General features: G+C 64.0%; 26 protein-coding genes. 6 read left to right on the forward strand and 20 right to left on the reverse strand.

The window, feature by feature from the left end:
• Nucleotides 1–2: 2 nt before the first annotated feature.
• Nucleotides 3–2,066 carry a sodium:solute symporter family protein gene (locus B4F51_RS00745; RefSeq protein ID WP_296223176.1) on the forward strand — a complete coding sequence of 688 codons (2,064 nt, stop codon included), beginning with the start codon at nt 3–5 and terminating at the stop codon, nt 2,064–2,066.
• 81 nt (nt 2,067–2,147) lie between these two features.
• Here the strand turns inward: B4F51_RS00745 and B4F51_RS00750 are convergent, their stop codons facing one another.
• The 8 genes from B4F51_RS00750 to B4F51_RS00785 form a co-directional block, all read right to left on the reverse strand.
• A complete protein-coding gene (locus B4F51_RS00750) occupies nt 2,148–2,765 on the reverse strand; it encodes a hypothetical protein (protein ID WP_296223177.1) in 618 nt (205 codons plus the stop codon).
• Nucleotides 2,766–2,850: 85 nt separating this feature from the next.
• On the reverse strand, nt 2,851–3,468 hold the full coding sequence (locus B4F51_RS00755) for a hypothetical protein (protein ID WP_296223464.1): 618 nt from the start codon (nt 3,466–3,468) through the stop codon (nt 2,851–2,853).
• A 133-nt stretch (nt 3,469–3,601) separates the two neighbouring features.
• The gene (locus B4F51_RS00760) at nt 3,602–4,228 is read right to left on the reverse strand and encodes a hypothetical protein (protein WP_296223178.1); all 627 of its coding nucleotides are present in this window, start codon (nt 4,226–4,228) and stop codon (nt 3,602–3,604) included.
• Nucleotides 4,225–4,764, reverse strand: a complete 540-nt coding sequence (locus B4F51_RS00765; protein ID WP_296223180.1) for a hypothetical protein — start codon at nt 4,762–4,764, stop codon at nt 4,225–4,227. Before B4F51_RS00765 ends, B4F51_RS00760 begins: the two co-directional genes overlap by 4 nt.
• A gap of 35 nt (nt 4,765–4,799) precedes the next feature.
• Nucleotides 4,800–5,879: a poly(3-hydroxybutyrate) depolymerase gene (locus tag B4F51_RS00770; RefSeq protein WP_349676265.1), complete on the reverse strand. Its 1,080-nt coding sequence runs from the start codon at nt 5,877–5,879 to the stop codon at nt 4,800–4,802.
• 235 nt (nt 5,880–6,114) lie between these two features.
• Nucleotides 6,115–6,918, reverse strand: coding sequence for a DUF4239 domain-containing protein (locus B4F51_RS00775; RefSeq protein ID WP_296223181.1), 804 nt, complete (start codon nt 6,916–6,918; stop codon nt 6,115–6,117).
• Nucleotides 6,919–6,923: 5 nt separating this feature from the next.
• Complete coding sequence (locus B4F51_RS00780; protein WP_296223183.1) at nt 6,924–7,934, reverse strand: hypothetical protein; 1,011 nt, start codon at nt 7,932–7,934, stop codon at nt 6,924–6,926.
• 295 nt (nt 7,935–8,229) lie between these two features.
• The gene (locus tag B4F51_RS00785; protein WP_296223184.1) at nt 8,230–10,236 is read right to left on the reverse strand and encodes a CocE/NonD family hydrolase; all 2,007 of its coding nucleotides are present in this window, start codon (nt 10,234–10,236) and stop codon (nt 8,230–8,232) included.
• A gap of 522 nt (nt 10,237–10,758) precedes the next feature.
• On the opposite strand from B4F51_RS00785, the gene B4F51_RS00790 reads away from it, so the two are divergent.
• Nucleotides 10,759–11,040, forward strand: a complete 282-nt coding sequence (locus B4F51_RS00790; protein ID WP_296223185.1) for a DUF7696 family protein — start codon at nt 10,759–10,761, stop codon at nt 11,038–11,040.
• 342 nt (nt 11,041–11,382) lie between these two features.
• Here B4F51_RS00790 and B4F51_RS00795 read toward each other — a convergent pair whose 3' ends face one another.
• The 9 genes from B4F51_RS00795 to B4F51_RS00835 all read right to left on the reverse strand — a co-directional run bounded on the left by B4F51_RS00795 (nt 11,383) and on the right by B4F51_RS00835 (nt 16,418).
• Nucleotides 11,383–11,598, reverse strand: a complete 216-nt coding sequence (locus tag B4F51_RS00795) for a helix-turn-helix transcriptional regulator (RefSeq protein WP_296223186.1) — start codon at nt 11,596–11,598, stop codon at nt 11,383–11,385.
• Complete coding sequence (locus B4F51_RS00800) at nt 11,595–14,300, reverse strand: toprim domain-containing protein (RefSeq protein ID WP_296223187.1); 2,706 nt, start codon at nt 14,298–14,300, stop codon at nt 11,595–11,597. Before B4F51_RS00800 ends, B4F51_RS00795 begins: the two co-directional genes overlap by 4 nt.
• 18 nt (nt 14,301–14,318) lie before the next feature.
• Nucleotides 14,319–14,585 (reverse strand): hypothetical protein, encoded by a 267-nt coding sequence (locus B4F51_RS00805; RefSeq protein ID WP_296223188.1) that lies wholly within the window; start codon nt 14,583–14,585, stop codon nt 14,319–14,321.
• The gene (locus tag B4F51_RS00810) at nt 14,585–14,893 is read right to left on the reverse strand and encodes a hypothetical protein (protein ID WP_296223189.1); all 309 of its coding nucleotides are present in this window, start codon (nt 14,891–14,893) and stop codon (nt 14,585–14,587) included. Before B4F51_RS00810 ends, B4F51_RS00805 begins: the two co-directional genes overlap by 1 nt.
• Before the next feature lie 19 nt (nt 14,894–14,912).
• A complete protein-coding gene (locus tag B4F51_RS00815) occupies nt 14,913–15,113 on the reverse strand; it encodes a hypothetical protein (protein ID WP_296223190.1) in 201 nt (66 codons plus the stop codon).
• A complete protein-coding gene (locus B4F51_RS00820) occupies nt 15,106–15,348 on the reverse strand; it encodes a hypothetical protein (protein WP_296223191.1) in 243 nt (80 codons plus the stop codon). The genes B4F51_RS00815 and B4F51_RS00820 overlap by 8 nt, the downstream gene beginning before the upstream one ends.
• A complete protein-coding gene (locus tag B4F51_RS00825; protein ID WP_296223192.1) occupies nt 15,348–15,518 on the reverse strand; it encodes a hypothetical protein in 171 nt (56 codons plus the stop codon). Before B4F51_RS00825 ends, B4F51_RS00820 begins: the two co-directional genes overlap by 1 nt.
• Nucleotides 15,519–15,528: 10 nt before the next feature.
• Nucleotides 15,529–16,074, reverse strand: a complete 546-nt coding sequence (locus B4F51_RS00830) for a BRO-N domain-containing protein (RefSeq protein ID WP_296223193.1) — start codon at nt 16,072–16,074, stop codon at nt 15,529–15,531.
• Between the two features lie 92 nt (nt 16,075–16,166).
• Nucleotides 16,167–16,418, reverse strand: a complete 252-nt coding sequence (locus tag B4F51_RS00835; protein WP_296223194.1) for an ogr/Delta-like zinc finger family protein — start codon at nt 16,416–16,418, stop codon at nt 16,167–16,169.
• A gap of 107 nt (nt 16,419–16,525) precedes the next feature.
• Between B4F51_RS00835 and B4F51_RS00840 the strand changes: the two genes are divergently transcribed.
• A complete protein-coding gene (locus B4F51_RS00840; protein WP_296223195.1) occupies nt 16,526–17,017 on the forward strand; it encodes a hypothetical protein in 492 nt (163 codons plus the stop codon).
• Nucleotides 17,018–17,106: 89 nt separating this feature from the next.
• Here B4F51_RS00840 and B4F51_RS00845 read toward each other — a convergent pair whose 3' ends face one another.
• Nucleotides 17,107–17,400 carry a DNA-binding protein gene (locus tag B4F51_RS00845; RefSeq protein ID WP_296223197.1) on the reverse strand — a complete coding sequence of 98 codons (294 nt, stop codon included), beginning with the start codon at nt 17,398–17,400 and terminating at the stop codon, nt 17,107–17,109.
• Nucleotides 17,401–17,726: 326 nt separating this feature from the next.
• Here B4F51_RS00845 and B4F51_RS00850 point away from each other — a divergent pair, with 326 nt between their 5' ends.
• From B4F51_RS00850 to B4F51_RS00860, 3 genes are all read left to right on the forward strand, one after another.
• A complete protein-coding gene (locus tag B4F51_RS00850) occupies nt 17,727–18,158 on the forward strand; it encodes a helix-turn-helix domain-containing protein (RefSeq protein WP_296223198.1) in 432 nt (143 codons plus the stop codon).
• Nucleotides 18,159–18,238: 80 nt separating this feature from the next.
• Nucleotides 18,239–19,312 carry a WYL domain-containing protein gene (locus B4F51_RS00855; protein ID WP_296223199.1) on the forward strand — a complete coding sequence of 358 codons (1,074 nt, stop codon included), beginning with the start codon at nt 18,239–18,241 and terminating at the stop codon, nt 19,310–19,312.
• A 149-nt stretch (nt 19,313–19,461) separates the two neighbouring features.
• A complete protein-coding gene (locus tag B4F51_RS00860; RefSeq protein ID WP_296223201.1) occupies nt 19,462–19,917 on the forward strand; it encodes an OB-fold protein in 456 nt (151 codons plus the stop codon).
• Nucleotides 19,918–19,950: 33 nt separating this feature from the next.
• Here the strand turns inward: B4F51_RS00860 and B4F51_RS00865 are convergent, their stop codons facing one another.
• Nucleotides 19,951–20,808 (reverse strand): hypothetical protein, encoded by an 858-nt coding sequence (locus B4F51_RS00865; RefSeq protein WP_296223202.1) that lies wholly within the window; start codon nt 20,806–20,808, stop codon nt 19,951–19,953.
• 42 nt (nt 20,809–20,850) lie between these two features.
• Entirely contained in the window at nt 20,851–21,405 is a 555-nt protein-coding gene (locus tag B4F51_RS00870; protein WP_296223203.1) for a hypothetical protein, read from the reverse strand.
• Nucleotides 21,406–21,523 lie beyond the last annotated feature (118 nt).

Consider the following 21,523-nt stretch of genomic DNA (forward strand, 5'->3'; position numbering starts at 1 on the left):
CCGTGGCCGCCGATCCGCAACAAGACAGCCGCTTTCGCAAGCGGCTGTTTCTCTATTACGGGCTCTACACGGTAGGGCTGCTGCTCTTCATCGTCATGATGGGGGCAATCGAGCGCGTGCGCGGGGCGGGCGTGTGGCTCGGTTACGTGTTCCTGTTCGTCACCATCGCCATCTACGCGTGCATCGGGCTGATCTGCCGTACGGCCGACCTGACGGAGTACTACGTGGCCGGGCGCCGTGTGCCGGCGTTTTTCAACGGCATGGCTACCGCAGCCGATTGGATGAGCGCCGCCTCGTTCATCGGGCTGGCCGGCATCGTGTTCGCCTCCGGCTACGAGGGCCTGGCCTACGTGATGGGCTGGACCGGCGGCTACTGCCTGGTCGCCTTTCTGCTCGCGCCATACTTGCGCAAGTTCGGCGGCTATACGGTGCCGGACTTCCTCGCCACGCGTTATGGCAACGGCGAGCGCGGCGGCAGTTCGATGGTGCGCGGCATCGCCGTGCTGGGCGCGACGCTGTGTTCCTTTGTCTACCTCGTCGCGCAGATCCAGGGCGTGGGGCTGGTGGTCACGCGCTTCATCGGCGTGGATTTTGCGGTGGGCGTGTTCTTCGGGCTGGCGGGCATTCTGGTGTGTTCGTTCCTGGGCGGCATGCGTGCGGTGACGTGGACGCAGGTGGCGCAGTACATCATCATGATCGTGTCGTTCCTGGGTGTGGTGGCGATGATCGGCTGGCACCGGTATCACGATCCGGTGCCGCAGCTCTCCACTGGCCATCTGCTGCAGCAGATCGAGAAGGAGGAGCGGCGCATCGCCCACGACCCCGGCGAGCAGCGCGTGCGCGATCATTTCCTGAACGAGGCGCAGGCATTGCAGGAGCGCATCGCGCGGTTGCCGCAGTCGTTCGATGAGATGCGCGAGGCGCTGAACACGCAACTGAAGCTCGCCCGCGAGCGCAACGCGCCGCTGCGCGAGATCAAGTCGCTCGAACGCGCGCGCGAGGCGTTCCCGCCGGATGCCGCCACGGCGGCCATCGTGTGGAACCAGGAGCGCGAAGACGCGCTCGAACGCAGCCGCGTGGCGCCGCCATCCACCGAGCCGTTCCCATCGGCATCCCAAACCGAGCGCGGTACGCAGCGCCTGAACTTCGTGCTGCTGGTGTTCTGCCTGATGGTGGGCACCGCCAGCCTGCCGCATATTCTGACGCGCTTCCACACCACGCCGTCGGTGCGCGAGGCGCGCAACTCGGTCAGCTGGACGCTGTTCTTCGTGGCGTTGCTGTATGTGTCGGCGCCGACGATGGCGGCACTGGTCAAGCTCGACCTGCTGCAACACCTGGTGGGCGCCCCGTTTGCCGATCTTCCGCAGTGGATCGTGCCGTGGCGCAAGGTCGATCCGGCGGTGTTCGCGCTGCACGACATCAATGGCGACGGCATCGTGCAGTGGGCCGAGGTGATGATGCAGCCTGACATGGTGGTGCTGGCCGCACCCGAGATCGCCGGACTGCCCTATGTGCTGTCGGGGTTGATCGCGGCGGGTGCGCTGGCAGCGGCGCTGTCGACCGCTGACGGTCTGCTGCTGACGATTGCCAATGCGCTATCGCACGACGTGTATTTCCATATGATCGACAACAAGGCCAGCCACCAGCGGCGCGTGACGAGCGCCAAGGTGGTGCTGCTGGGCGTAGCCTTGCTGGCGGCGTATGTGACATCGCTCAAGCCGGGCAACATCCTGTTTCTGGTGGGGGCGGCGTTCTCACTGGCGGCGTCGTGTTTCTTTCCGGCGCTGGTGCTGGGGGTGTTCTGGAAGCGCACCAATCGGGCCGGTGCAATTGCCGGCATGCTGACAGGGTTGACCGTCAGCGTGTACTACATCATCGTCAACTACCCGTTCTTCACGCGCATGACGGGCATCCTGGGCCAGCCGTGGTTTGGCGTGGACCCGATCGCCTCTGGGGCGTTCGGCGTGCCGGCCGGGTTTGTGGCGGCCATTGCCGTCAGCCTGCTTACCAAACCGAACCGGCCGGTGATCGACAAGCTGGTCGGTTATCTGCGCGATCCGCTGTAGAAAAAATGCCGGCCCTCGACGAGCCGGCGAAGGGGGAAGCGGCCGACGCATATCATGCCGGCCCTGGGCTGACCTCTCCTGTCAGCCCATCACAACGTTGGCCAGGCGGAACACATAGGGCGTGGCCGACGTGCCAGCGCCGCCGCCCGTCATGACGATGTCGGCGCTGGCCACGCCCAGCAGCGACAGCTCGGTGTTGATGTCCGACAGCACGGCCGAGTTCATCACCGCGCCTTGCTCGATCTGCGAGGCGGTGCCGATCCACAGCGTGGGCTTGAACTGAAACACCGCCTTCTGGCCGGGCACGATGCCGGTCTTGTGCGCGAGCAGCCGGTTGTCCTTGAACACCGATGCGGTGATGGCTCCAGTGCGAAGGTCGTTGCGCAACTGGATCTCGCGCGAGCTGGGCGAGCGGCCGGCCAGTGCCAGCACGTTGCCCGAGGCCGCGCGCGTGACGCTGAACATCTGGCCGTTGTCGGCCACCTTGCGCGGCATGTAGTTGCCGTCGGCGTCGCTGGCGCTTACCGCGGTCTGCATCGGGAAGACGAACGGGTGGTTGTCGCCGCGGCCGCAGTTGGTGATGACCTTCCAGGCGATCGCCAGCTCGTCGAAATCGGTCGAGACGTTTTTCTGGAACAGCACGACCTGGCTGTTGTTGCTGTCGTTCGACAGGTTGATGAAGTTGAGTTTGATGTCCATGGCAGCTCGGGTGAAAACAGGTGGGGAGGGCGACGCGCGCGGCGTCGCCATCGGGGCTGGAGCGGCGGGTGTGGGGGATGGGCGGTTACGCCATCACCACGTTTTCCAGTCGGAACGTGAACGGCTGCGACTTCGGGCCCGGGCCGCCGCCGGTGAGCACGATGTCGGCGCTGGCGATGCCCAGCAGCGAGAGCTCAGTGTTGATGTCGGAGATGACGGCCGAGTTCAGCAACTGGCCTTGCTCGATCTGCGAGGCCACGCCGATCCAGATCGTCGGCTTGAACTGGAAGACCGCCTTCTGGCCCGGGGCGATCGACGTCTTGATCGCCAGCGCGCTGCCGTCTTTGTAGATGGTCGCGTTGGCGGCGCCGCTCGGCAGGTCGTTGCGCACCTGCACTTCCGAGCTGGCGCCCGGGTCGGAGGAGAGTTGCAGCACGTCGCCCGAGGTCGAGCGCACCACCTGGAACACCTGGCCGTTGGTGGCGAGCTGCTGTGGCATGTAGTTGCCGTAGCTGTCGCTGGCGCTCACGCTCATCGTCATGGGGAACTTGAACGGGTGGTTGTCGCCTTGGCCGCAGTTGCGGATGACCTTCCAGGCGATGGCCAGTTCGTCGAAGTCGGTGGCGACGTTCTTTTGGAAGATCACGATGCTGGAGTTGTTGGCATCGTTGGAACGGTTGATGAAGTTCAGCTGGATATCCACTTCGGGGCTCCTTGAGTCGAGAGAGTCGAACATGCGGCAATCGGTTTGCCGCGCACCTTGCCTCCGGCCTGCCTGGGTGGGCAGGTCGTCAAACAAAGGGGTGGGAAATGCGCGCAGGCCGCGCGCCGCGTTGCTACAGGTGCGTGACGTTCTCCAGCGCGAAGCTGAAAGGTTGCGCGCCGGTGCCGCTGCCGCCGCCGCTCATCACGATGTCGGCCGCGGCCATGCCCGCCAGTTGCAGCAGCGTGTTGCTGGAAGACAGCACTGCCGCGTTCAGCGATCGGCCCTCTTCGATGCCTGAAGCCACACCGATCCACAGCGCCGGCGCGAAGCGGAATTCCGCCTTTTGCCCCGGAGCCACCGCTACCTTGACGGCAAGCAGCTTGCCGGCGCTGAAGGCGTTGACGTTGACCGCACCGCGCGCCAGGCGGTTGACGACCTGGATGTCGGCGCCACTGGCGCCTGCCATTGCGCTGTCATGGACAAGCCGCCCGCGCCCGGTCGGGTGCGGCGTGACCAGCAGACGATCACCCGGATGGGCAGCCACACGCGGCGAGAAGTTGCCGTGCTCGTCGCCCAGCGAGACTTCCAGCTCGGTCGAGAACACGAACGGGTGCTGGCAATCGCGCCCGCAGAAGCGGATGACCTTCCAGGCGACTGCCAGCTCTTCCAGGTCGGGTACGACGTTGCGCTGAAAGAGGACGACCTCGCTGTTGCCGCAATCGTTGGAGCGGTTGATGAAGCGCAGGTGGATGTTCATGACGCGGCCTCCGGTGTGCGGGTGGGCGACAGGGCGCGCTCGGTCCACTGCGTGAGCGCGGGCGACAATCCGCCGACCAACGCAGCGAGCTGCATGCCGTGTTCGCGGCTGTGCGCCTGGTTGTCGGTTGCCAGGCGCGTGAGGGCCAGGGCGATGTCGGTGCCGCTGCGGGCCTGGTGGAGGTCTTGCAGGTATTGCGCCGCCGAAGCGGCCATCGCCTCGGCATGCTTGGCGCGGGCTTCACCGGCGCGGGCGGCGAGGTCGGTATGCAGGCTGGCGAGCGCACGCAGCGCTTCGGCCGAGCCATCCAGCGCGAGGCGGTCGCGTTGTTCTCGCCAGCCGGCATCGAGCGCTGAGTGCCACGCCGTGGAGTAATGCTGACCAGCCTGCAGCGCGGCTAGGGCGAGCCCGCGCCACGCATCGAGATCTGCGGCGGGCAATGGTGAGTTGGTGGCCGCATCAGCGACGGCGTGGGTCCAGCGCTGCAGTGCGTCACGTTGGGCGGCCTGCAACTGGGTGATCAGGTTGGCGAGCATGGGCGATCTTCCTGGCAGTGGGTTCGGGGATGGGCTTACTGGCGGGCTTGGCCAAGGCGCTGGATCATCTTCATCACAGCGGCCATCTGCGGCGCCTGGCGCGTGTAGAAGTCGGGGCGGTCTGGGTCTGCACTCGTGTAGCCCCAGAAATCCCAGCAGCCGAGCGGATTGGAGGAGGACTTCGCCACCTGCGGATACAGCACGATCAGGCGGTTGGTGTCGGCAATCTCGTTGTAGCCGACGTCGCGCACCACGCGCTCGCCGATGGTCTGGGCGCTTTGCGTGCAGCCGTGAAAGACCACGTGCACGGCGCAGCCGCCAGCCAGGCAAGCCGTCGGCACATAGACGTAGCCGTTCTTGAACAGCGAGGCGCGGCCCGCGGCATCGAACGGCGCCTGGTCGAACGTCAGCACCTTGCCGTGCGCCACCTCGGCAGGCGGGTTGAGCGGCGCGTCTGCCGCGCCATAGATCCAGCGCACGATGTCGTGCGACTGCTTGAAGCCGCAGTTGTTGATGTTGGGGCTGCGATTGGCGCTGCAGTCGATGTCCTGCGGGCGATCCGTGACGAACGCGTGGCCGGCTCCCGGATGCTTGCGATAGCTGACCTGTGTGTCAGGCACGCCGGCCAGTTCGTAGAAGCGGGCGGTCTGGTCGACGACCTTTGTGGCCACCACGCTGTCCTTTGCGCCGCTGAACACATAGATGCGTTGCTTGCGCAGGTTGGCCGGGTCATCGATCAGGCCATCCTTGGCGAAGGCCTGCGCGTCGCGCCACGCGTTGTCGGCGGAAGGGGCAGCGCCCACCGGCTGCATGCACAGCGTGACGGCGGCCTGGAACGGTGCCACGAGATCCGACAGCCCAGCACAGTGATAGGGGCCACCCGCGACAATGCCCGCGCCGATCAGCTCGGCGGAGTACGCCACATTGAACTGCGCGGCCATGAAGGCGCCCGACGACAGGCCCGATACCGATACGCGCTGCAGGTCGGCGCCATAGGCGTCCAGCGGGCCGGCATCTGCGTCCGGTACGTTGCACAGGAACGTTGCCGCCACGGTTAGGCCGGCAATCACATAGGGCAAGGCCCTCGCGCGGAGGGTGCGAGGAGGTTGAGTCAAGCGAGATTCATGTTCTGCCGTGCGGTGCATCCTGGGCTCCTGGTCGGTTGATCTGTGAGGTTGGGTGACGTGCTGCAGTGAGAGCAGCGTACGCAGGCGTGCACCGCACTTGAATAGGGGAGAAGGCAGGGACGGCGTCCTATGACCGATGGCGTGGTCGCCGCAAAAGAAACAGCGACGGCGCGCACGCATGCGGGCCGTCGCTATGGGCAAGAAGAGGGGGCCGTAGACGTGTTCAGCCTGGCGCGAGATCGATCTTCACGTCGTCTTCCGATAGCGCCTGGACGGCCCGCTCGATGGGCGCCGCGCTCACGCTGACTTCGCCCGCGAAGGGGCGGTCCACCGCCAGCACGAAGAAGAACGCCAGGCCGAGCGTGATCGCCCACGTGGTCACCAGTGCCACATGAAAGCGCGTGGCCGGCAACGGATAGAGCAGCAGCAACGATAGCCCGCTGGCAAGCAGCATCACGCCCCAGAGCGTGCCAGGCATGGCGGCATCGAGGTTCTGCAGGCGCTTCTCGCGGTACTTGACCATCTCGTTGACGCGGCCGAGCACTTCGATCAGCAGCACGCGTTCGCGGTCGTCGCTTGGGGTGATGCGGTTGGCGGTGGCGAACATGCGGTCAAACGATGCTTCGGTGCGGGCATCCGAGCGCGCCTCCTGCTGCATGCTCGGCCATTCGTCATGAACGACGTGCTCCAGATAGGTCACCAGCTCGCGCCGAGCTGCAGCCGCACTCGGGTGCGAGAACGCAGAGAGATCGTGCGCGAGTTCGGTTGCGCAGGCAGCCTCGGCGGCCACGATGTCGGCGGCCGCCTGGTATGCGCCCCATACCGAGATGGCGGAAAACGCCACCAGCAGCGAGTTGATGGTCGTCACCGCCGTCATCATGGCGATGGTCATGCTGCGCTGCTCGGCGTCGAGCGTGATCGGAAAGCAGCGGCGGAACAGCGCGTAGCCGCTCAGCGCCACCGTCAGCGTGACGAAGACGATCGCCGCGCCCATCGCCCAGGCGGGAATGTTGTACAGGAACAGCATGAGAGTCACTCCTTGGGGTGCGATGGATCGAGGGAGAAGGAGGCAGCCGGGTCGCTCGCGGCCAGCATGGCGCGCGTGAATTCGGCCAGGCGCTGGCGCATCGACTCGGGCGAGGCTGAGCCGTCGAACGATTGCTGCAGGTCGATCAGGTTGGCGGCGAGTTCGCTCTGCCACTGCGTGCGTTCGCTGGCGGCGCGGGCGCGGTAGGTCTGCATGGCGGCGTCGGCGTCGGCGGCGCGGTCGCCGCGCACGAGGGTTTCCAACGCATCCACCAGCCGTTGCAGCAGCCGGTGTACGGCCGTGGCCGAGAACCCACCCAGCATGGCCAGCGCCGGTTTGCCGAAGTTGTGCATGCTGCCGTGGTCGAACAACTGTGCGGGCAGCATCTCCACCAGGATCAGTCCGGCAATCAACCCGAGGATCAATCGCGCGCCGTATGAGGCGTCGTACTTCGGGTCGTAGGTGGAGGCCGCCACGTAGCGATGCGCCTGGAACAGCGTCGCGAACGATGCACCCAGCCCCGCGCAGAACAGCAGGAACAGCGTGTTCCACAGCAGGCGCGTGCCGTCGGACTGCAGGAAGCCTCGGTCGATGTTCTCGCTCGACACGTCGGGCGACATGCCGGTGGCGATCACGGCGATCAGGAAGAGGACGGCCGCGCCGGTCAGCAGGCGGATCAGCGGCACGGGCCCCAGCCACGCCAGCGGGTGGTCGCTGCGGTGTTCGGCATCGAGCAGCGTGACCGCCTGCGGCGTTGCCGGCGCGATGGCTGCCGCCAGCTTGCGATGGATGGCCGCCAGCGCGTGATGTGGCGTGGTGTGCGTGCTGGCCTGCCGGTCGATCAGGCTGCCAAGCTGGGCGATGGTCTCCGGCGCCACCGGCAGGCCATGGTGCAGGGCATAGCGCGCCATGGCTTCGCATTCTTCGCACAACTGCTCGGCGAGGGCGGTGCCCGGGAGTTCATGTGGCGGTGTTGGGCGTGGGCGGAGCCACTGCGTGAGCGCAAGCGGGATCATGCCGGCCTCCTGCTGCGCGGCATGGCGGCGCTGAGCATGCGGCGTCGCTGGAGTGAGGTGTTCGTTCGCATGGTGGCCTTCGTCGACAGGGCGGACCGGGCGCGGCCCGGGCTTGCCCCGTCTTTCGCATTGAGCGGGGCAAGGTCACTTTGCGTCGCGCGGGCCGCGTCGCCAATGCGGCGGAAGTCACGAACGACGACCTAACGAATGGCACAGGACGTATGCTTCTGCGCAGCCCAGAAGACGTAAAAAAACCCGCCAGACCGGCGGGTTGGTGATGCGCGCTGGCGCGCAGTTACGGTAGGGCCGACGTCGGCACGACTGGCAGCACGACCTTGGATGGATGCGCCGCGTCGCTGTAGACCGTCAGCACGCCGACGAGTGAGTTGAGCAACGTGGGCAGCGAGGGTACCCCTTGCGGCAGGTTGCTCGCGCCCACGGCCACGCGCAGCTTGTGGCCCTTCGCGATCAGCGCGCTGGTCGGAAACACCTCCACCGGCACCAGCACAGCCTGGCCCGGCGAGAGCGGTTGCGCGGAACCAGGCGTAAACGGATGCCATGGCTGGATCATCAGGCCGTTCATCGTGCGTGAGCGGCCAGCATCCACCGCGCGCAGCGAGGCGGTCTGGACGCCGTCGGTCAGCGGCGTGACGTTGCCTGCGGCATCCACGTCATCGATGCGTACCGATACACCGGCATCGAGCGCGGTCGTGGAAATCCACACGTCGGCCTCGATCGGGCCGTTGAGGTACGTGTCCGCCGGCATAGGTGGCGTTTCGAACTTCACGTCGGCGGCTTCGGCGATCGTATCGTCGGTCTGGCATGGCAGCGGAATGAAGCCGGTCAGCCCCGCGGTCCACTGCGACAGGCTGATCGAACACGCGCCGTTCAGCGGTTGCTGCACCACCTGGTTGGCGGGTTCATTGGCAGCCGGCGCGGCGGCCGACAGGCTCTTGTCGGCGCGCAGGAAGAGCTGCTGCGCCTGCACCTGCGGGTGTGGCCAGTCGGTGGCGGTGGCGTAGTGGCCGTAGCCGGTCACGTACTGTGTGACGTTGGGCAGCGCATCAGCCCCCACGTTCATGCCCTTGACGTATTGGTCGAACCATTGCAACTGGATATGGTTCAGCGGCGGTACGCCATCCACCGGCAGCCCGCTACCCAGCGCCGCCTGCAGGTGCGTCCACGGGCCGATCAGCAGCTTGGCCGGCGCTTGCGTCTTGATGGCCTCGTATGTGAGCGGTTCACTGCGCTGGAAGAGGTCGTGCAGACCGCCCACCACGAAAGTCGGCACCTTGATCTTGGCGTCGTTCTCCAGCGGCGAGCGCGTTGCCCAGAACGCGCCGTCGTAGGCCGTGCCCGGTGCGCCGAGCAGTGCCTGCAGCACGGTCGGTAACTGGAACGTGGCCACAGCCGACATCAAGTGCTGTAGCACCGCCGGCAGGCCGATGGTCGGGTTGGTGATCAGCGTTGGATCGGTCAGGCTCAGCACCGATACCAGCCCGAACCACGCCGGAATGAACGTCAGGTTGGTCTGCCCGCCGGTGAAGACGATGTCGCGGTAGCCATCGCCGATGGGCACGATGGGGAAGGCCGCCTTGATCGCAGGATGGTTCTGCGCCGCTGTGATGACCGTCGTGATGCCGAGATACGACACGCCGTACAAGCCGATGGCGCCGTTGCTCCACGGCTGCTGCGTGACCCAGTCGACCACGTGGCCGTAGTCGCTCTGCTCATCGGCGCCGAAGGCATCCCATGTGCCCTGCGACTGACCGGTACCTCGCACGTCCACCACCACCGTCGCATAGCCGTGCTGGACGATGTACGGATCAGCCGCGCCCAGCGCCGCGCCGATCGACGCTTCGTACTGCGCATTGCCGCCGTTGTATGAGGTTTGCACGAGCACCGTCGGGAATGGGCCCGTGGCGGGGTTGCCCAAAGCATCGGCGGGCAGCGTCACATAGGCCGCCAGCTTGGTGCCATCAGGCATGGTCAGGTATTGCGTGGCCTGCCGCGCGACGCCCGCGAAGAGCACGGGCGGGTTGTAGTCGCTCCACTTGGCGCCCGCGTTGGTCGTGATGGACGTGCCGGGTTGCGCAGGCGTGGCGCGGGTGCCGAGCGTGGTCCAGTTGACGGCTGCCGGCTGGACGGGTGGCGTGGCGGTGTTTGCATCGGCGGGCGTGCTGTTCTGGGTGGCCATGGCCGGAGCGCTATCGCCTCCGCAGCCGGACAGCGAAAGCGCCGCACACAGCAGTGCCGAGATCAGCGTGCGGCCTTGCCGCACGCGTGGGGTGCCCATCTGCATGGGGTGTCTCCTCTTGAATGCTCTTATTGGGGGATGGCCGTCGTGCCGCGGGGGCATTCCTCCGGGGCACGCGGCAGGCCGCTTCCGATCGGGAAGCCGGGCCAGCGAAGGGGCTGGCGCAGAAGAGGGGTGGGTGACACGGCCGACCGCACGCCAGCGGGCTTGAGCGTTATCGACAAAGCACCAAGCATGCCTGCCGACAGACAGCGCACCCACGGCCTGGTGCGATGGATGGAGGCGTGTTTCGGGGCCGGAACACCGCCTGTGTTACGTAACGCGCGACGTAACGAACATGTCCGCGCCCCAGTTTTCGGATGAGAAATTCGCACCCCACCGATGTGGGGGCTGTGTCTGTCAACCCTCGCCAGCAGTGCGTTTCAAACAAGGCTCGATAGCGTGAGACGCAGGCAAAGCAGAGGGAACCGCCCCCACACTGAAACTGGCATGGAGGTTGCGTAATCCGGTCAGGCTTGCCCGGCACAGGGCGCCACGCACAGCACGCACAGATAGAAGGGGACCAACATGAACCGCACCATTCAAGACATCGAAATCACCGCCGCCATCGACTCGGATCTGCTGCGTCGCCGCCAGCAGTATGCGGGGCAACCCGCTGTGTGGCAGGTATGGTCCGAAGCCGCGCATGTCGCCACCCTGAACGAGCGCGCCCGCACCGCATTTATCGAACACGTGGCCGCCAGCCGCGGCGCAGACATCGCGCTGCGCCTGCTGATGAAAGCCGAGTCGATCCGCGAGCAGGTCAAGCAGACGCTGCTGGCGCACGAGGCACCGGTGACGGTGCATTGAAATCGAGGCGAGGGAGATGCCGGCGCGCTGGAGGCGCCGGCTGTGGGAGCCAAGAAGCCCTGTCGGGAAGACAGGGCTTTTTGTTGGTCTGCGGCTCCAGGCAAATTCGATCGATGGCTGAACTGAGCGCCGGAAAAGAAAAAGCCCCGTGAGTCGCTGACTTGACGGGGCTTTTTATCCAATCCTGGCGGAGAGAGGGGCCGCTCAAAGCTTGCCGGAAAGCCGCGCCAGATATGGCTCCCCATCTAAAAATGCACCTCTACCCACAACCCTACCCACAATCTGGCCGAGACCCCAAAAATCGGGCCAGTTTGGCAGGGTAAAGCCGGGCGGCGCCGGCGTTCACGGGCGTGCTGCCGCAGCAGCAGGGCCAGGCAGCGGCAGCCTCCGTCCGGCCTTGGCGGCAAGCCACTTGTTGATGTCTTCCTCCAGCCAGGCGCGGCGGTTGCCGCCTAGGGAAAACGGTTGCGGGAAGTCGCCTTTGGCAATCATACGGTAGATGGTGGATTTGCCGAGCGAGACTTTGTCGGCGACCTGGTTGATGTTCAGGGCTTTCATGCTGGGGTTCCTGTGTTGCTGTGTTGCTTGGAAGACGGCGACTCAAACACCCAGCACTTGACCGTTTCCGGCCGTTTGGGGGCGTGCAGGTATTCGCGGTTGTGGTGGGCGTTGATCGCGCTGTTGACGGCGCGGATGTCGACGAATTTGCGCTGACGAGACGTCTTGAGCACCCGCTTGAGCTCCGCGATCGGGGGCAGCTCGATGCGGCGCTCGCCGGCGACTTGTTCCATGTGCTGCAGGTTGATGGCGATGAGGCCGTCGCCGCGTGCGTGGTTGAGGATCGGGCGGTCGTCGTCGGCCGACTCGATGTACTCGTACACCTCCCAGAACTGCTGTACGTGCTTGTGATCCGCGCTGATGGCCTGTTGGCGCGCTGCGGCCATGCGGCCCAGCTCGTCCAGGGCGGCGGCATGCTGCTCGTCGGTGAGCGGCAGCACGTGGCGCATGCTGTCGACCATCGCCATGATTTGCGCGTGGTTCTTGGCGATGCGGACGGTCTTGATGTCGGGGCGGGCCATCAAGGCCTGCTCGTGAGCAGACACGCGGGCGGCGAAGGTTTCCAGCACTTTGGACTCGGCCATAACGGTGGCCAGGAGGAAGGCGGACACATCCTCGACGGGAATGCGCTCCAGCGCTTCGGCTGCAGCGCGCGTGGCTGACGTTTGTGCCGAGCGGTCGCAATAGATATGGACGATCCGCTGGAGGACGGCGTCGCTGGCGCTGACTTCTGCGTTTTGGCTGATGACGATGGCGCCACGGAAGGGCGGTTCGTACGTTTCGTTGCCGCCGTTCTTCATGCCGCGCGCGCGGGTGCTGCGGCCGTTGTAGGCGGTCTTGAGCTCGTCCCAATCGAAGCCGCGTTGCTTGGCGCCTTCGTCGCCGCGGTCGCCCTCGATGAGCACGACGGGCAGGTTGGCGACCTGGGCGAAGTTGCGGGCGCGGGCGGCGAGCGATGACTTGCTCGGGTCGAAGCCTTCGTAGTCACGCCGGCCGCAGAGCTTCCAGAGGAATTCAATGAGCGTCGTCTTGCCGGCGCCTGGCTCGCCCACCAGCTCCAGGAAGGGGTAACTCTTGTGCTCCTGGCGGATCTGTTCTGCGAACAGGCTGCCAAACCAGAACGCCAGCGCGGCCAGGCCCTTGGGGCCGAAGGCCTGCCACAGCAGCGGCAACCAGGTCGTCTGCATGCCCTGCACGTCAGTGGAGAGGGACAGCGTTGCAGCCTGACTGATGGTCTTAACCGAGAGCTTGCCGATGTCGAAGAAGTCTTCGTCGTTCAGCCGAAAGAGCTTGCCGCCTTTCACCGCCACGTCGCCGTAGACGTAGCAGCCGTATTCCTTGGTGTAGCCCACAAAGTCGATGGTCTGCACGGTTGGAATGTGGGCGAGCTGCTTCTCCAGGTATTCGTCGAGCTGCTGGCCGGTGCCCGTGTACATGGCGCCCGGGGCCACGCCCAACAGGCGCTTCTTGAACTCGCTGCTGCTGGCGATTTGCGCGCTGGTGAACGTGGCTTTGATGGGCTGGCCATCATGCGGGAAGGCGACGCGGAAGTAGTACCAGGACTCGTCTGTCTGCGGGCTGGCCTGGTAGTAGAGCGCGGTGGGCAGGCAGTTGGCGATGGGCTGCACGATGCAGGCGCGCTGGAGGGCGTGCTCGCGCACCTCGTCTTCCGCCATGTCTTCATGCACCTCGCGCACGGTCGTGCTTTCGCGCTGGAAGGCGTCGAGGTCGAGCTTGAACGAGTACAGGCGGTTGCGGTGCTCGAACGGAAACTTCGCGTCGCCCGTGCGGCGGTACATCAAGCGCGCCTTGTCCGATGGCGTGGCGGCGGTGAAGAGGTCGCCCAGGTAGCGATATTCGTCCAGGTCCCGCTTGGAAAGGCGGTCGCGCACATGCAGCTCGTTCCAGTCGAGCTTGGTCTTGCCGGCCTGCTTGGGCAGCGCAGCCGACGCCGACCAGCCATCGTTGCGGGCGCGCTCGATGTGCTTGAGCGCGTAGCGCCGGCCGGCGGCGTCGTTGTCCAGGGCAAACACCAGGTGCGGGCGCTTGTGGCCGCCGGCGGCGCATTGCTCGGCCAGCGCGGCCAATGCGGCGGCCGGGTAGTGCGAACAAGAGAACGTGGCGACTGCCGCCACGTCGTGATGCAGCAGGGCGATGGCATCAAAGATGCCCTCCACCAGCCACAGCTCTTTTGGCTGGGCCGGCAGGGTGGGCGGCTGCCACCAGGTGCCCGCGTATGAGCCGCTGAACGTGGCTTTACGGTCTCCAAAGCGCTCGGGCTGGTCGATGATGCGTTCCCAGTAGCGGCCTTCGCTCAAGGGGAAGCGGACGGTGGCGCTGCCGATCTTCAGCTCGTGGCTGTAGTAGCTCTCTTGCGTGTACCAGCCAGCGACGCGCGCCAGGTCAAAGCCGCGTGCGTCGCGCATGTAGGCGTCGGCTGCTGCGTTGGGCGCTTCCGCAGTTTTGACGTAACGGTCGCTCCAGGAGGCGAAGAGATCGGGGTACAGCTCTTTGGCGTGGTACTCGGCTGCGCAGTTGTTCAGCCGGTTGCAGCGCACGACCCAGGGCGCATCTGCAAAGGCCCACAGCGAGCGTTTTCCGCAGGAGGGGCAGGTGCCGTTCTCCAGCTTGTTCGATCGTTCCTTGAAGCCGTAGTCGCGCACCAGGCGCGACGCAAGGGCGGAGGAGAGGTCGAGGTTCATTGCGATCAGGAAGGTGGGTCAGTCGTTGGCGTCGCCAGCGGCGGGGCGCTGGAACGGGACGTCGGGCGACGCGGCAAGCATGGCGGCATCGACGGCGGCGTCGAGTTCGTCGCTGTCCGGCGAGATCGCCACGCCGTCCCCTTCGCTGACAAAGAGGTTGCTGATCGTACCGGCCGGTTCATGGTCTTCGCCGCCGCGCACCGGCTTGTTTTGCGTGTCACGAAGCCAGCGATACCGCATGGCGTCCCGCTCGGTGTCGTGCGTGCGGTCTTCGAGTGCTCGCATCAGACGGCCTCCTGCAGGGTCGGATTTGAAGAGTGGTCCTCCACCCATTCCACGCCATTCCAGCGAGCAAACCGTATGAGCTGCTGGTGGTAGTAGTCGCGGCCTTGGATATTCCAGACGGGCACGGGCACGCCGCGCAACCAGCGCAGGATGATCTCGCGACCGATGTGCTCGACCAGCACGCCAGCGTCGTGGTCGCCGTGGGGCGCTGGGTTGACCTGGGCGATATGCCACAGCGCTGCGATGTACTCGTCGCTGTAGCTCGGCAGGAGGGAGCTGTCGATTTTGAAGGTAATGGATGTTTTCATGGTCAGGTCTCGATGAATGTCAGTCGTCCAGGTCGCCAGCGGCGCGGCGCTTCAGGTCGATGGCGGGAGGGTTCGTGTGGGAGCGCTTCTTCAGGCGTGCCCGTGCGGTTGCGGTAACGATTGCGCGCAGCGGCGCGGACATGGCGTTGTACGGCGTGAGGACGCGCAGGAAGCGGTAGGCGCGGCGCACATCCGCCTCGGAGACGCTCGGCTTACTCATGGCGCACCCCACTGGCGAAGAAGCCCCGCCAGACGCCGTGGCCGTAGCACAGCAGGAAGAACACACTGGCGGTGAACATGCCGGGCTCATTGGTTACGTGCGTCAGGTACAGCCATGCAGGCTGGCCCAGCAGGCCCACCAGTGCGCCCCAGCGGTGCGTGCGGCTGTCGTAGTTCAGCAGAGCCACCGACACCAGGGCGGTGAGCACCATCCAGAGGTTGACGAGAGCGAGCATCAGGCGGCCCTCCGCGCGGGGCGGGCAGAGGCACCGCGCGCGCTGATGCCGCGCTGGCCGAGCACCATGAGCAGTGCGTCGACGCTGGAGCGGGCCAAGACGAAGAAACGCTGGCGCACGCCGGTGGAGCTGGTAACGCGGACAACGAAAGCCAGGACAGACGGTTGCATGCTGGCCTCCTCAGGCAATGCCCTGCAGGCTGTTCTGGCGCGCGATGGGCGCAAGCACGGAGATGGGCTGCGCCTGCATGCCCAGCAGCCGGGAGACCTGCTGCAGGTTGGCGTACAGCTCCACCGCCAGTGGCGCGGTGCGTGCGTTGGCAAGTTCTTTGACCAAGGTGCTGCGGCAGCGGAGCGCAGCCAGGCGCTGCGGCACCGTCATGCGGCCCGTCTCTTGTGGCACCAGGCGGCCTTCCAGCACGTCGAGCACCCAGCGGCGGAACGCCTTGGCGCGCTCGGTGCGCGCCAGCATGCCGAGCAGATAGCAGCCGCGCGGGCTGAAGATGCGCACTTGCTGCCGGCCGCCGACGGTGTCGAGCTCGATGAGCTGCGTCAATTCCTCGGTGAACTCGTCCGCATTGCGGTCATACAGCTTCGCCATGTCGGAGCTGGGATTCCGGTAGCCCAAGGCACTTCCAATCTGGAAGACCCTTAGCCATGGCGTGTTGCGGATATCGACCACATCAAAGTCGACGTTTTCAAAGGTCAAGACTGCGTTGGTTTGCATACGGGCCTCGCAAAAAATGGGCAAAAAGCCGCCCTCCGGCGTGGGGGAGACACGCCGTCGGACAGGGGAAAAGGGAGGAAAGAGAGGGGCGGCTACTTGCCGCCGAGCAGATCCAGTTGGCGCGTGTCTTGCGCCGCTGGCCGCTTGCGGCTCACGGGCAGATAGGCCTGCGGGTTGGGCCGCATGCTGGGCGCGATGGTGCGCACCTGCGAAATGATGGCCGCGCAGGTGTAGGCGCAATGCACGTCTTCACACTGCAAGTAGGCTTCGCGCGTGAGCAGCGTCACCTCGCGGCTGGTGCGGATTTTCAGACGGCCTTTGCAATGGGGGCAGGTCATCAGCATGGGCGGTCCTGTTTGTGGCTTTGTTTTACAGAAGGTGGGTGAGGGACATCCTCGGCCATAGACTCATTGGTTCCAACACCGTTTGAATCATCAACAGAGGAGCCCTCATGGAAATCGATACCTTGCTCAGTCACATCGGCAACACGTTCGCCGCTGCCAAAACCGCCGTTGCGGCCAGAGACAGCGCCCGACTGGCAGAAGCTGAAGAGGTGTTTGAGCGTCAGCGTATGCACCTCTTGAAGTTGGCTCGTGCACTTCAAGAGGGAAATGCGGCGCTCCTGCAGCGCGTAACCACGACAGAGCAGGAAAACGTGGAGCTCAGACAGCAGTTGAGCGAGTTGCTTGAGCGCGACCGCGACCTCGCCGGATACAAATCGTTTAAGACGCCCCTGGGCGGTCGATGCCTTGCCAAGCCACTTCCACCCAGCCAGAGCGACAGGCGTGTGTACATTTGTACAGCGTGTGCATACGACGGTCGTAAGTCGAAGCTGGAATTTGAACAGGGCAAGGCGTTGCTTCATTGCCCAGAGTGTCAGGCTCGGATACCTGGCATAGAAGAGAGCCAGAGCTTCATCGAGTTTTTCGGGCCGACCGTCTAATCGCGCCCACGACTCAAACGCACGGTCGAACTTGGCGTCTGCACGGTCGCTGCGTGCACGCAGTCGGGCAAGGCGGTTCTGCAGGCGCTTCATTTCCCACCCCCTTGCGGACGGCTGCACTCGCCCAGCCCCTGACGCGCGCACTCGCAGAACATGCCGACCTCGCCTAGGGTGGCGACAGCATCCATGTACTTGCGCGTAACAAGCACATAGCCGCAAACGCCAACGAGCGTATCCAGCTTGTCGATCAGCACGCCTTGCTCGCCGCTCAGGAAGCGGCTCATGGCGCCTTTGTCCCAGCCCATGGTCTGCTGCGCGTCTTGCCGCGATGGGCCGGAGAGCTTGCGCCGCAAGGCGTGTTCGATTCGGTGTTGGGTGTGCATGGTCAATCCTCCACAACGGATGTTGCGTGCCGTTGGGGCACGTCTTGCTTAAGCTTGTTGGGGCTCGGCTGGGCTAGCGCGCTCAGGATCAGGAGGCGGCCCATGTTGCCGAGCGACCGGCCTTCAGTGGCCGCGCGCGCTTTGAACTTCTGAAGCTCCTCGGGCCGAAGGCGGATATAGACGGGCTTGTCAGTCACGACGCCAGTTGGCGCGCGACGTTCTGCGACATTTCCACGGGGCATGGTCGATATACTCGTGAAAGAGAATCTTGCATATGAAGGCTAATGATATGCACGAACGTGCGTGTAATGAGCATGGATAGCACAATGTTGCAATTCGGCGTGCGGCTCGCGCGAGAGCGGGTGCGGCTGGGGTTGTCCCAAACTCAAATGGCCCAACTCGGCGGTGTGGCCTTGCGGACCTACTCGAACTACGAATCTGGGGAACGCGAGCCCGGGATCTTGTCCCTGGCCGGCTGGGGCGCGAACGGCGCCGACGTTCTCTACATCGTGACGGGCAGGCATATGACTTCCCTGATGTCACCAGAGGAAGACGCAGTGGTGGCCGGCTATCGGGAACTCGATGCGCGCGGGCGCGCGGGTGTGCTTGCGCTGATTGGCGGGCTTTCGGCCCCTGCCACTGACGTGCAGCCTGTGAAGGCGGGCAAGCGCTCCCAGATCATTGTGGGCGGCTCGAACAACGTCCAAGTTGGCAACGTCCGGACGAAAGCGCCGGCGGTCAAGAAGGCGAAGAAATAAGCACAGAGCAGTGGCCGTGCGGGGGCGCGGCATACGGCCTCTTTATCAACCTAGACTCGGGATGATTCAGTGGAGCACACGTGCAGGACGCGTTTGCCAGCATCGGAATTTTGGTCGGTTATGTTTGGCTGACCGCTTGGGGATGGCTTGAATTGGTTCGTGGTCACGTTGCCCGAGGTGGGCCACGGTGGCGCGGGCACTTGATTGCGCTTTTTGCCGCGCATGTTCCCGCCTTCATGTTCGTCTGTGCGGCAGTAGTGTCAAATGACGATGATTGGGGCGATGGCGGCAAGTTGCTAATGTGGCTGTTCACCTTTGGAACTTGTTGGGCATATCACCGATATGGCCAGGTAGCGACGAAGGCGCCAGGGCTAGCAGTTAAGCCAGTTTTGCGTCCCGTTTCAGGGCCATTGCGCGAGCGGCTCGGTGCGTGGTGGCGGGAGCTCAATTACGTGCCCGGCGACGTGCGTCAGATGGCGCCGTCTAGCCTTCCGACCAGCGCAAGTGCAACTGGCACGAAAGCGAGTGGGGCGCCGACCATTCAGTCTGATTCGGTTCAGCCGCCGAGACGGGCTACGCCGGCAGCAAAGTCGAAGGGCAGGGCACCGGAGATGTACCTGTCGGCAACTGTCGAACCGATCCAACTCCCCGACACAATTTCATTCCGGTATCGCAAGGCCGATGGAACGCAGCAGAGGCGCACGGTGACAGCGTTTCAGGTGGTGGACATAAAGGGCAGGCCATACATGGACGCGCACGACCATGATCGAAAGGCGACGCGCTCTTTCCTGATCCACCGCATTGTTGGCTCAGTTACCCGCTCAGAGACGGGGGAAGTCATGAGCGCAGCCTCTTGGCTTTCCGCTGTAGCGATGTCGCCGGATTCGACCAGACGGAAGGAAAGAGGTCGGCGCAAAGCGGAGGCATGGGATTGGCAGACAGCGGTGGTCTTCGCTGGCCTGCACCCTACTCGACGCGACGCCTTGGAGGCGCGCGCGTTGGAAGCTGGCTGGGATGTGCGAGAGAGAATCACCAGGACCGTGACCTATGTGGTTGCCGGGCCGTTGGTGGGGCACAAGCAGCTTGCTCAGGCCGAGGCGCTTGGGATTCCAGTAATGAATGAAGACGAAGCGATCGCGCTCATGATGGAGTAGCCGCAGGGCGATGAGGCCCGGCTAGCTTAATCACCATGGTCGACAGCGTGCGTTCTGAAGCAATTCCAATAGAGCAGTAGCTGCGCGGGGGGGCGCGGCATACAGCCTTTTTATCAACCAGCGTGTCGGGACGATAGAAAGGAGAAGTGATGAAGGTAGTGAAGTTGCTGTTTGGGTTGGCGATTGCCGTGTTCATCATCAGTGCGATCAGCAACCTTATGAAGCCAAAGCCGGCGGCAGGCGGTGCCCCGAGTGCGGGCAGTGTGTTGGAGAGCGCAGACGCTGCCGAGCCGCCCCTACCAGTCAAGGCCGAAGCGCTGTTCCGGGCCTACGACGATAACGAGGTGGCGGCCGATCAGAAGTACAAAGGCAAGAGCCTGCTGGTGAGCGGTACGGTGCAGAGCATCGACAAGGACTTTACCGACGGCATCGTTGTGAAGCTTGGCGCCGGCAATCCGTTCATGCCTGTGCATGCGTACCTGGACAAGGAGCATGAGGCGGTGGCCGCTTCGCTCAAGAAGGGCGCGAAGGTTGCCTGGGTGTGTACCGGTGGTGGGCGCATTATCGGGAGCCCGGTGTTGAGGAAGTGCGCGCCGAAGGTGTAGGTGACGGGAGCCCGCTAGGCGCGGGCTTTTCGATCACGGAATATCAAAAATGGTTTGCCAATTGGAGGGCGAACCGTTTGAGAAGTGTCCCTCTTCATCTTCTTTGCTGTCCCACGCTCCAATGAAGTCCTCAGTTTGACCTTCAGTCATAAACAAGGCTAGCTGGTAGGGGCGCTTTATCTTTCGACGTACATAGTCCAGGCGATGTGCATCCTCGTAGTCAACGAAATCGTAGCCTTCTATTGAAACCGAGCAAATCGATTCGATGTGCTCGAATAGAACTTCAAAAGAAGAAGGGTCTGCATTTTTCTCGACAGAGGCTTGTAGCAGCTCTGAGTTGAATTGTGCCGACTCGGCTAGAAGAACAAGCAACTCATTGAGATCGTAGTCCTTGCCGAGATTGCTGTCGCCACTGGCAGGGGCGCGATACGCAATGAGTTCGCGTTGAGCTTTGAGCTGCAACGTCAACTCTTTGAGTTGATCAGCCTTTGGTCGGTTGAACTTTGCTATCCAGTCGAAGGCAACATTGATTGCCTTGCTGTGCGATATCTCTAGGAGCTTTCCATCCTGCCACGCCTCGCTTGGGAGCGTGTAGACCAAGCCTCTCAAGAGTGAGAGGGTGGCGTAGTACTCAAAATATGGATTGGCGACTCTCAACCCGACGCTGGTGGAAAAATCCAGGCTGTTGGTGAGCACAGTGGCGTTGAGAATCATCTTTGTCGCAAAGTAGATGCGACATGACCATTCAGAGTTGAGTTCAGTTGTCCAGTTCTTAGTCAGCCTGGCATATTGCTCTGAAATTCGATTGGAGCAAGTCTTCAACTCTGCTTCTTCGCAAAGATCGAAGTAGCGACGGTAGCTGTAGTGCCAGTTTCTTCCAGCGTATTCCAATGTAATTCCTCTGGATCGTCTGATCTGACGGAATAGGGGCAGTTAGTTGGTTTCCAGTTGCGTCCAGTATGCGCGCCAATCTGCCACCGTAACCCATAGCGCTGCCCGTAGTTGGGCGTCTGTTAGATCGCCCAGCGTAGTCGCACGAAACCGTGTTTCGCACAACGCCATTGTGGACGCTCGAAGCCCACCCCGAAGTCCCCACATCCGCATGATCTCCCGAATCATGCCGGTACGCGGCAGGTTTTCACCCCGCGCGCAGGATAACCAGCCATCCAAATAGGATCGGGCTGCCCAGTACTGCTCGTGAGACAACTCAGTGTTGTCTCTCACGTCTTGTAAGCCCCGGCCGTTGAGGTGGTTGCACAAGGCTTTCCAAACGGTGCCGGCGTCCACGGCGCCATCTTCCTCCAGTTCAATCTGTAATGCGATGTGGGTGAGTTCTGCCCGTTGCTCGGTGGTCATGCGTTCTTTGGCTGGCGCCGGCGGAGTGGGGCAGCGTGAACGGGCGGCGGACCCGCATAGGATCACCTGGCCGATTTGCACGTTGCCATTGCCGGCGGAAATGCTCTGCTTGATGTTCGTCTTGTTGCTCACTTACGTATCTCCCACAGCGGCGCGCGGGCCGCGTGGTGAGGCTACGGCGCGGTGGCGGGGCTGTGGGTTAACGAGTGTGGCAACGCGTTAGACGTTGAGCTTAGTGCGGGGGTGGTCG

It is taken from the genome of Ralstonia sp. UBA689, from assembly GCF_002298975.1.
Classification (GTDB): domain Bacteria; phylum Pseudomonadota; class Gammaproteobacteria; order Burkholderiales; family Burkholderiaceae; genus Ralstonia.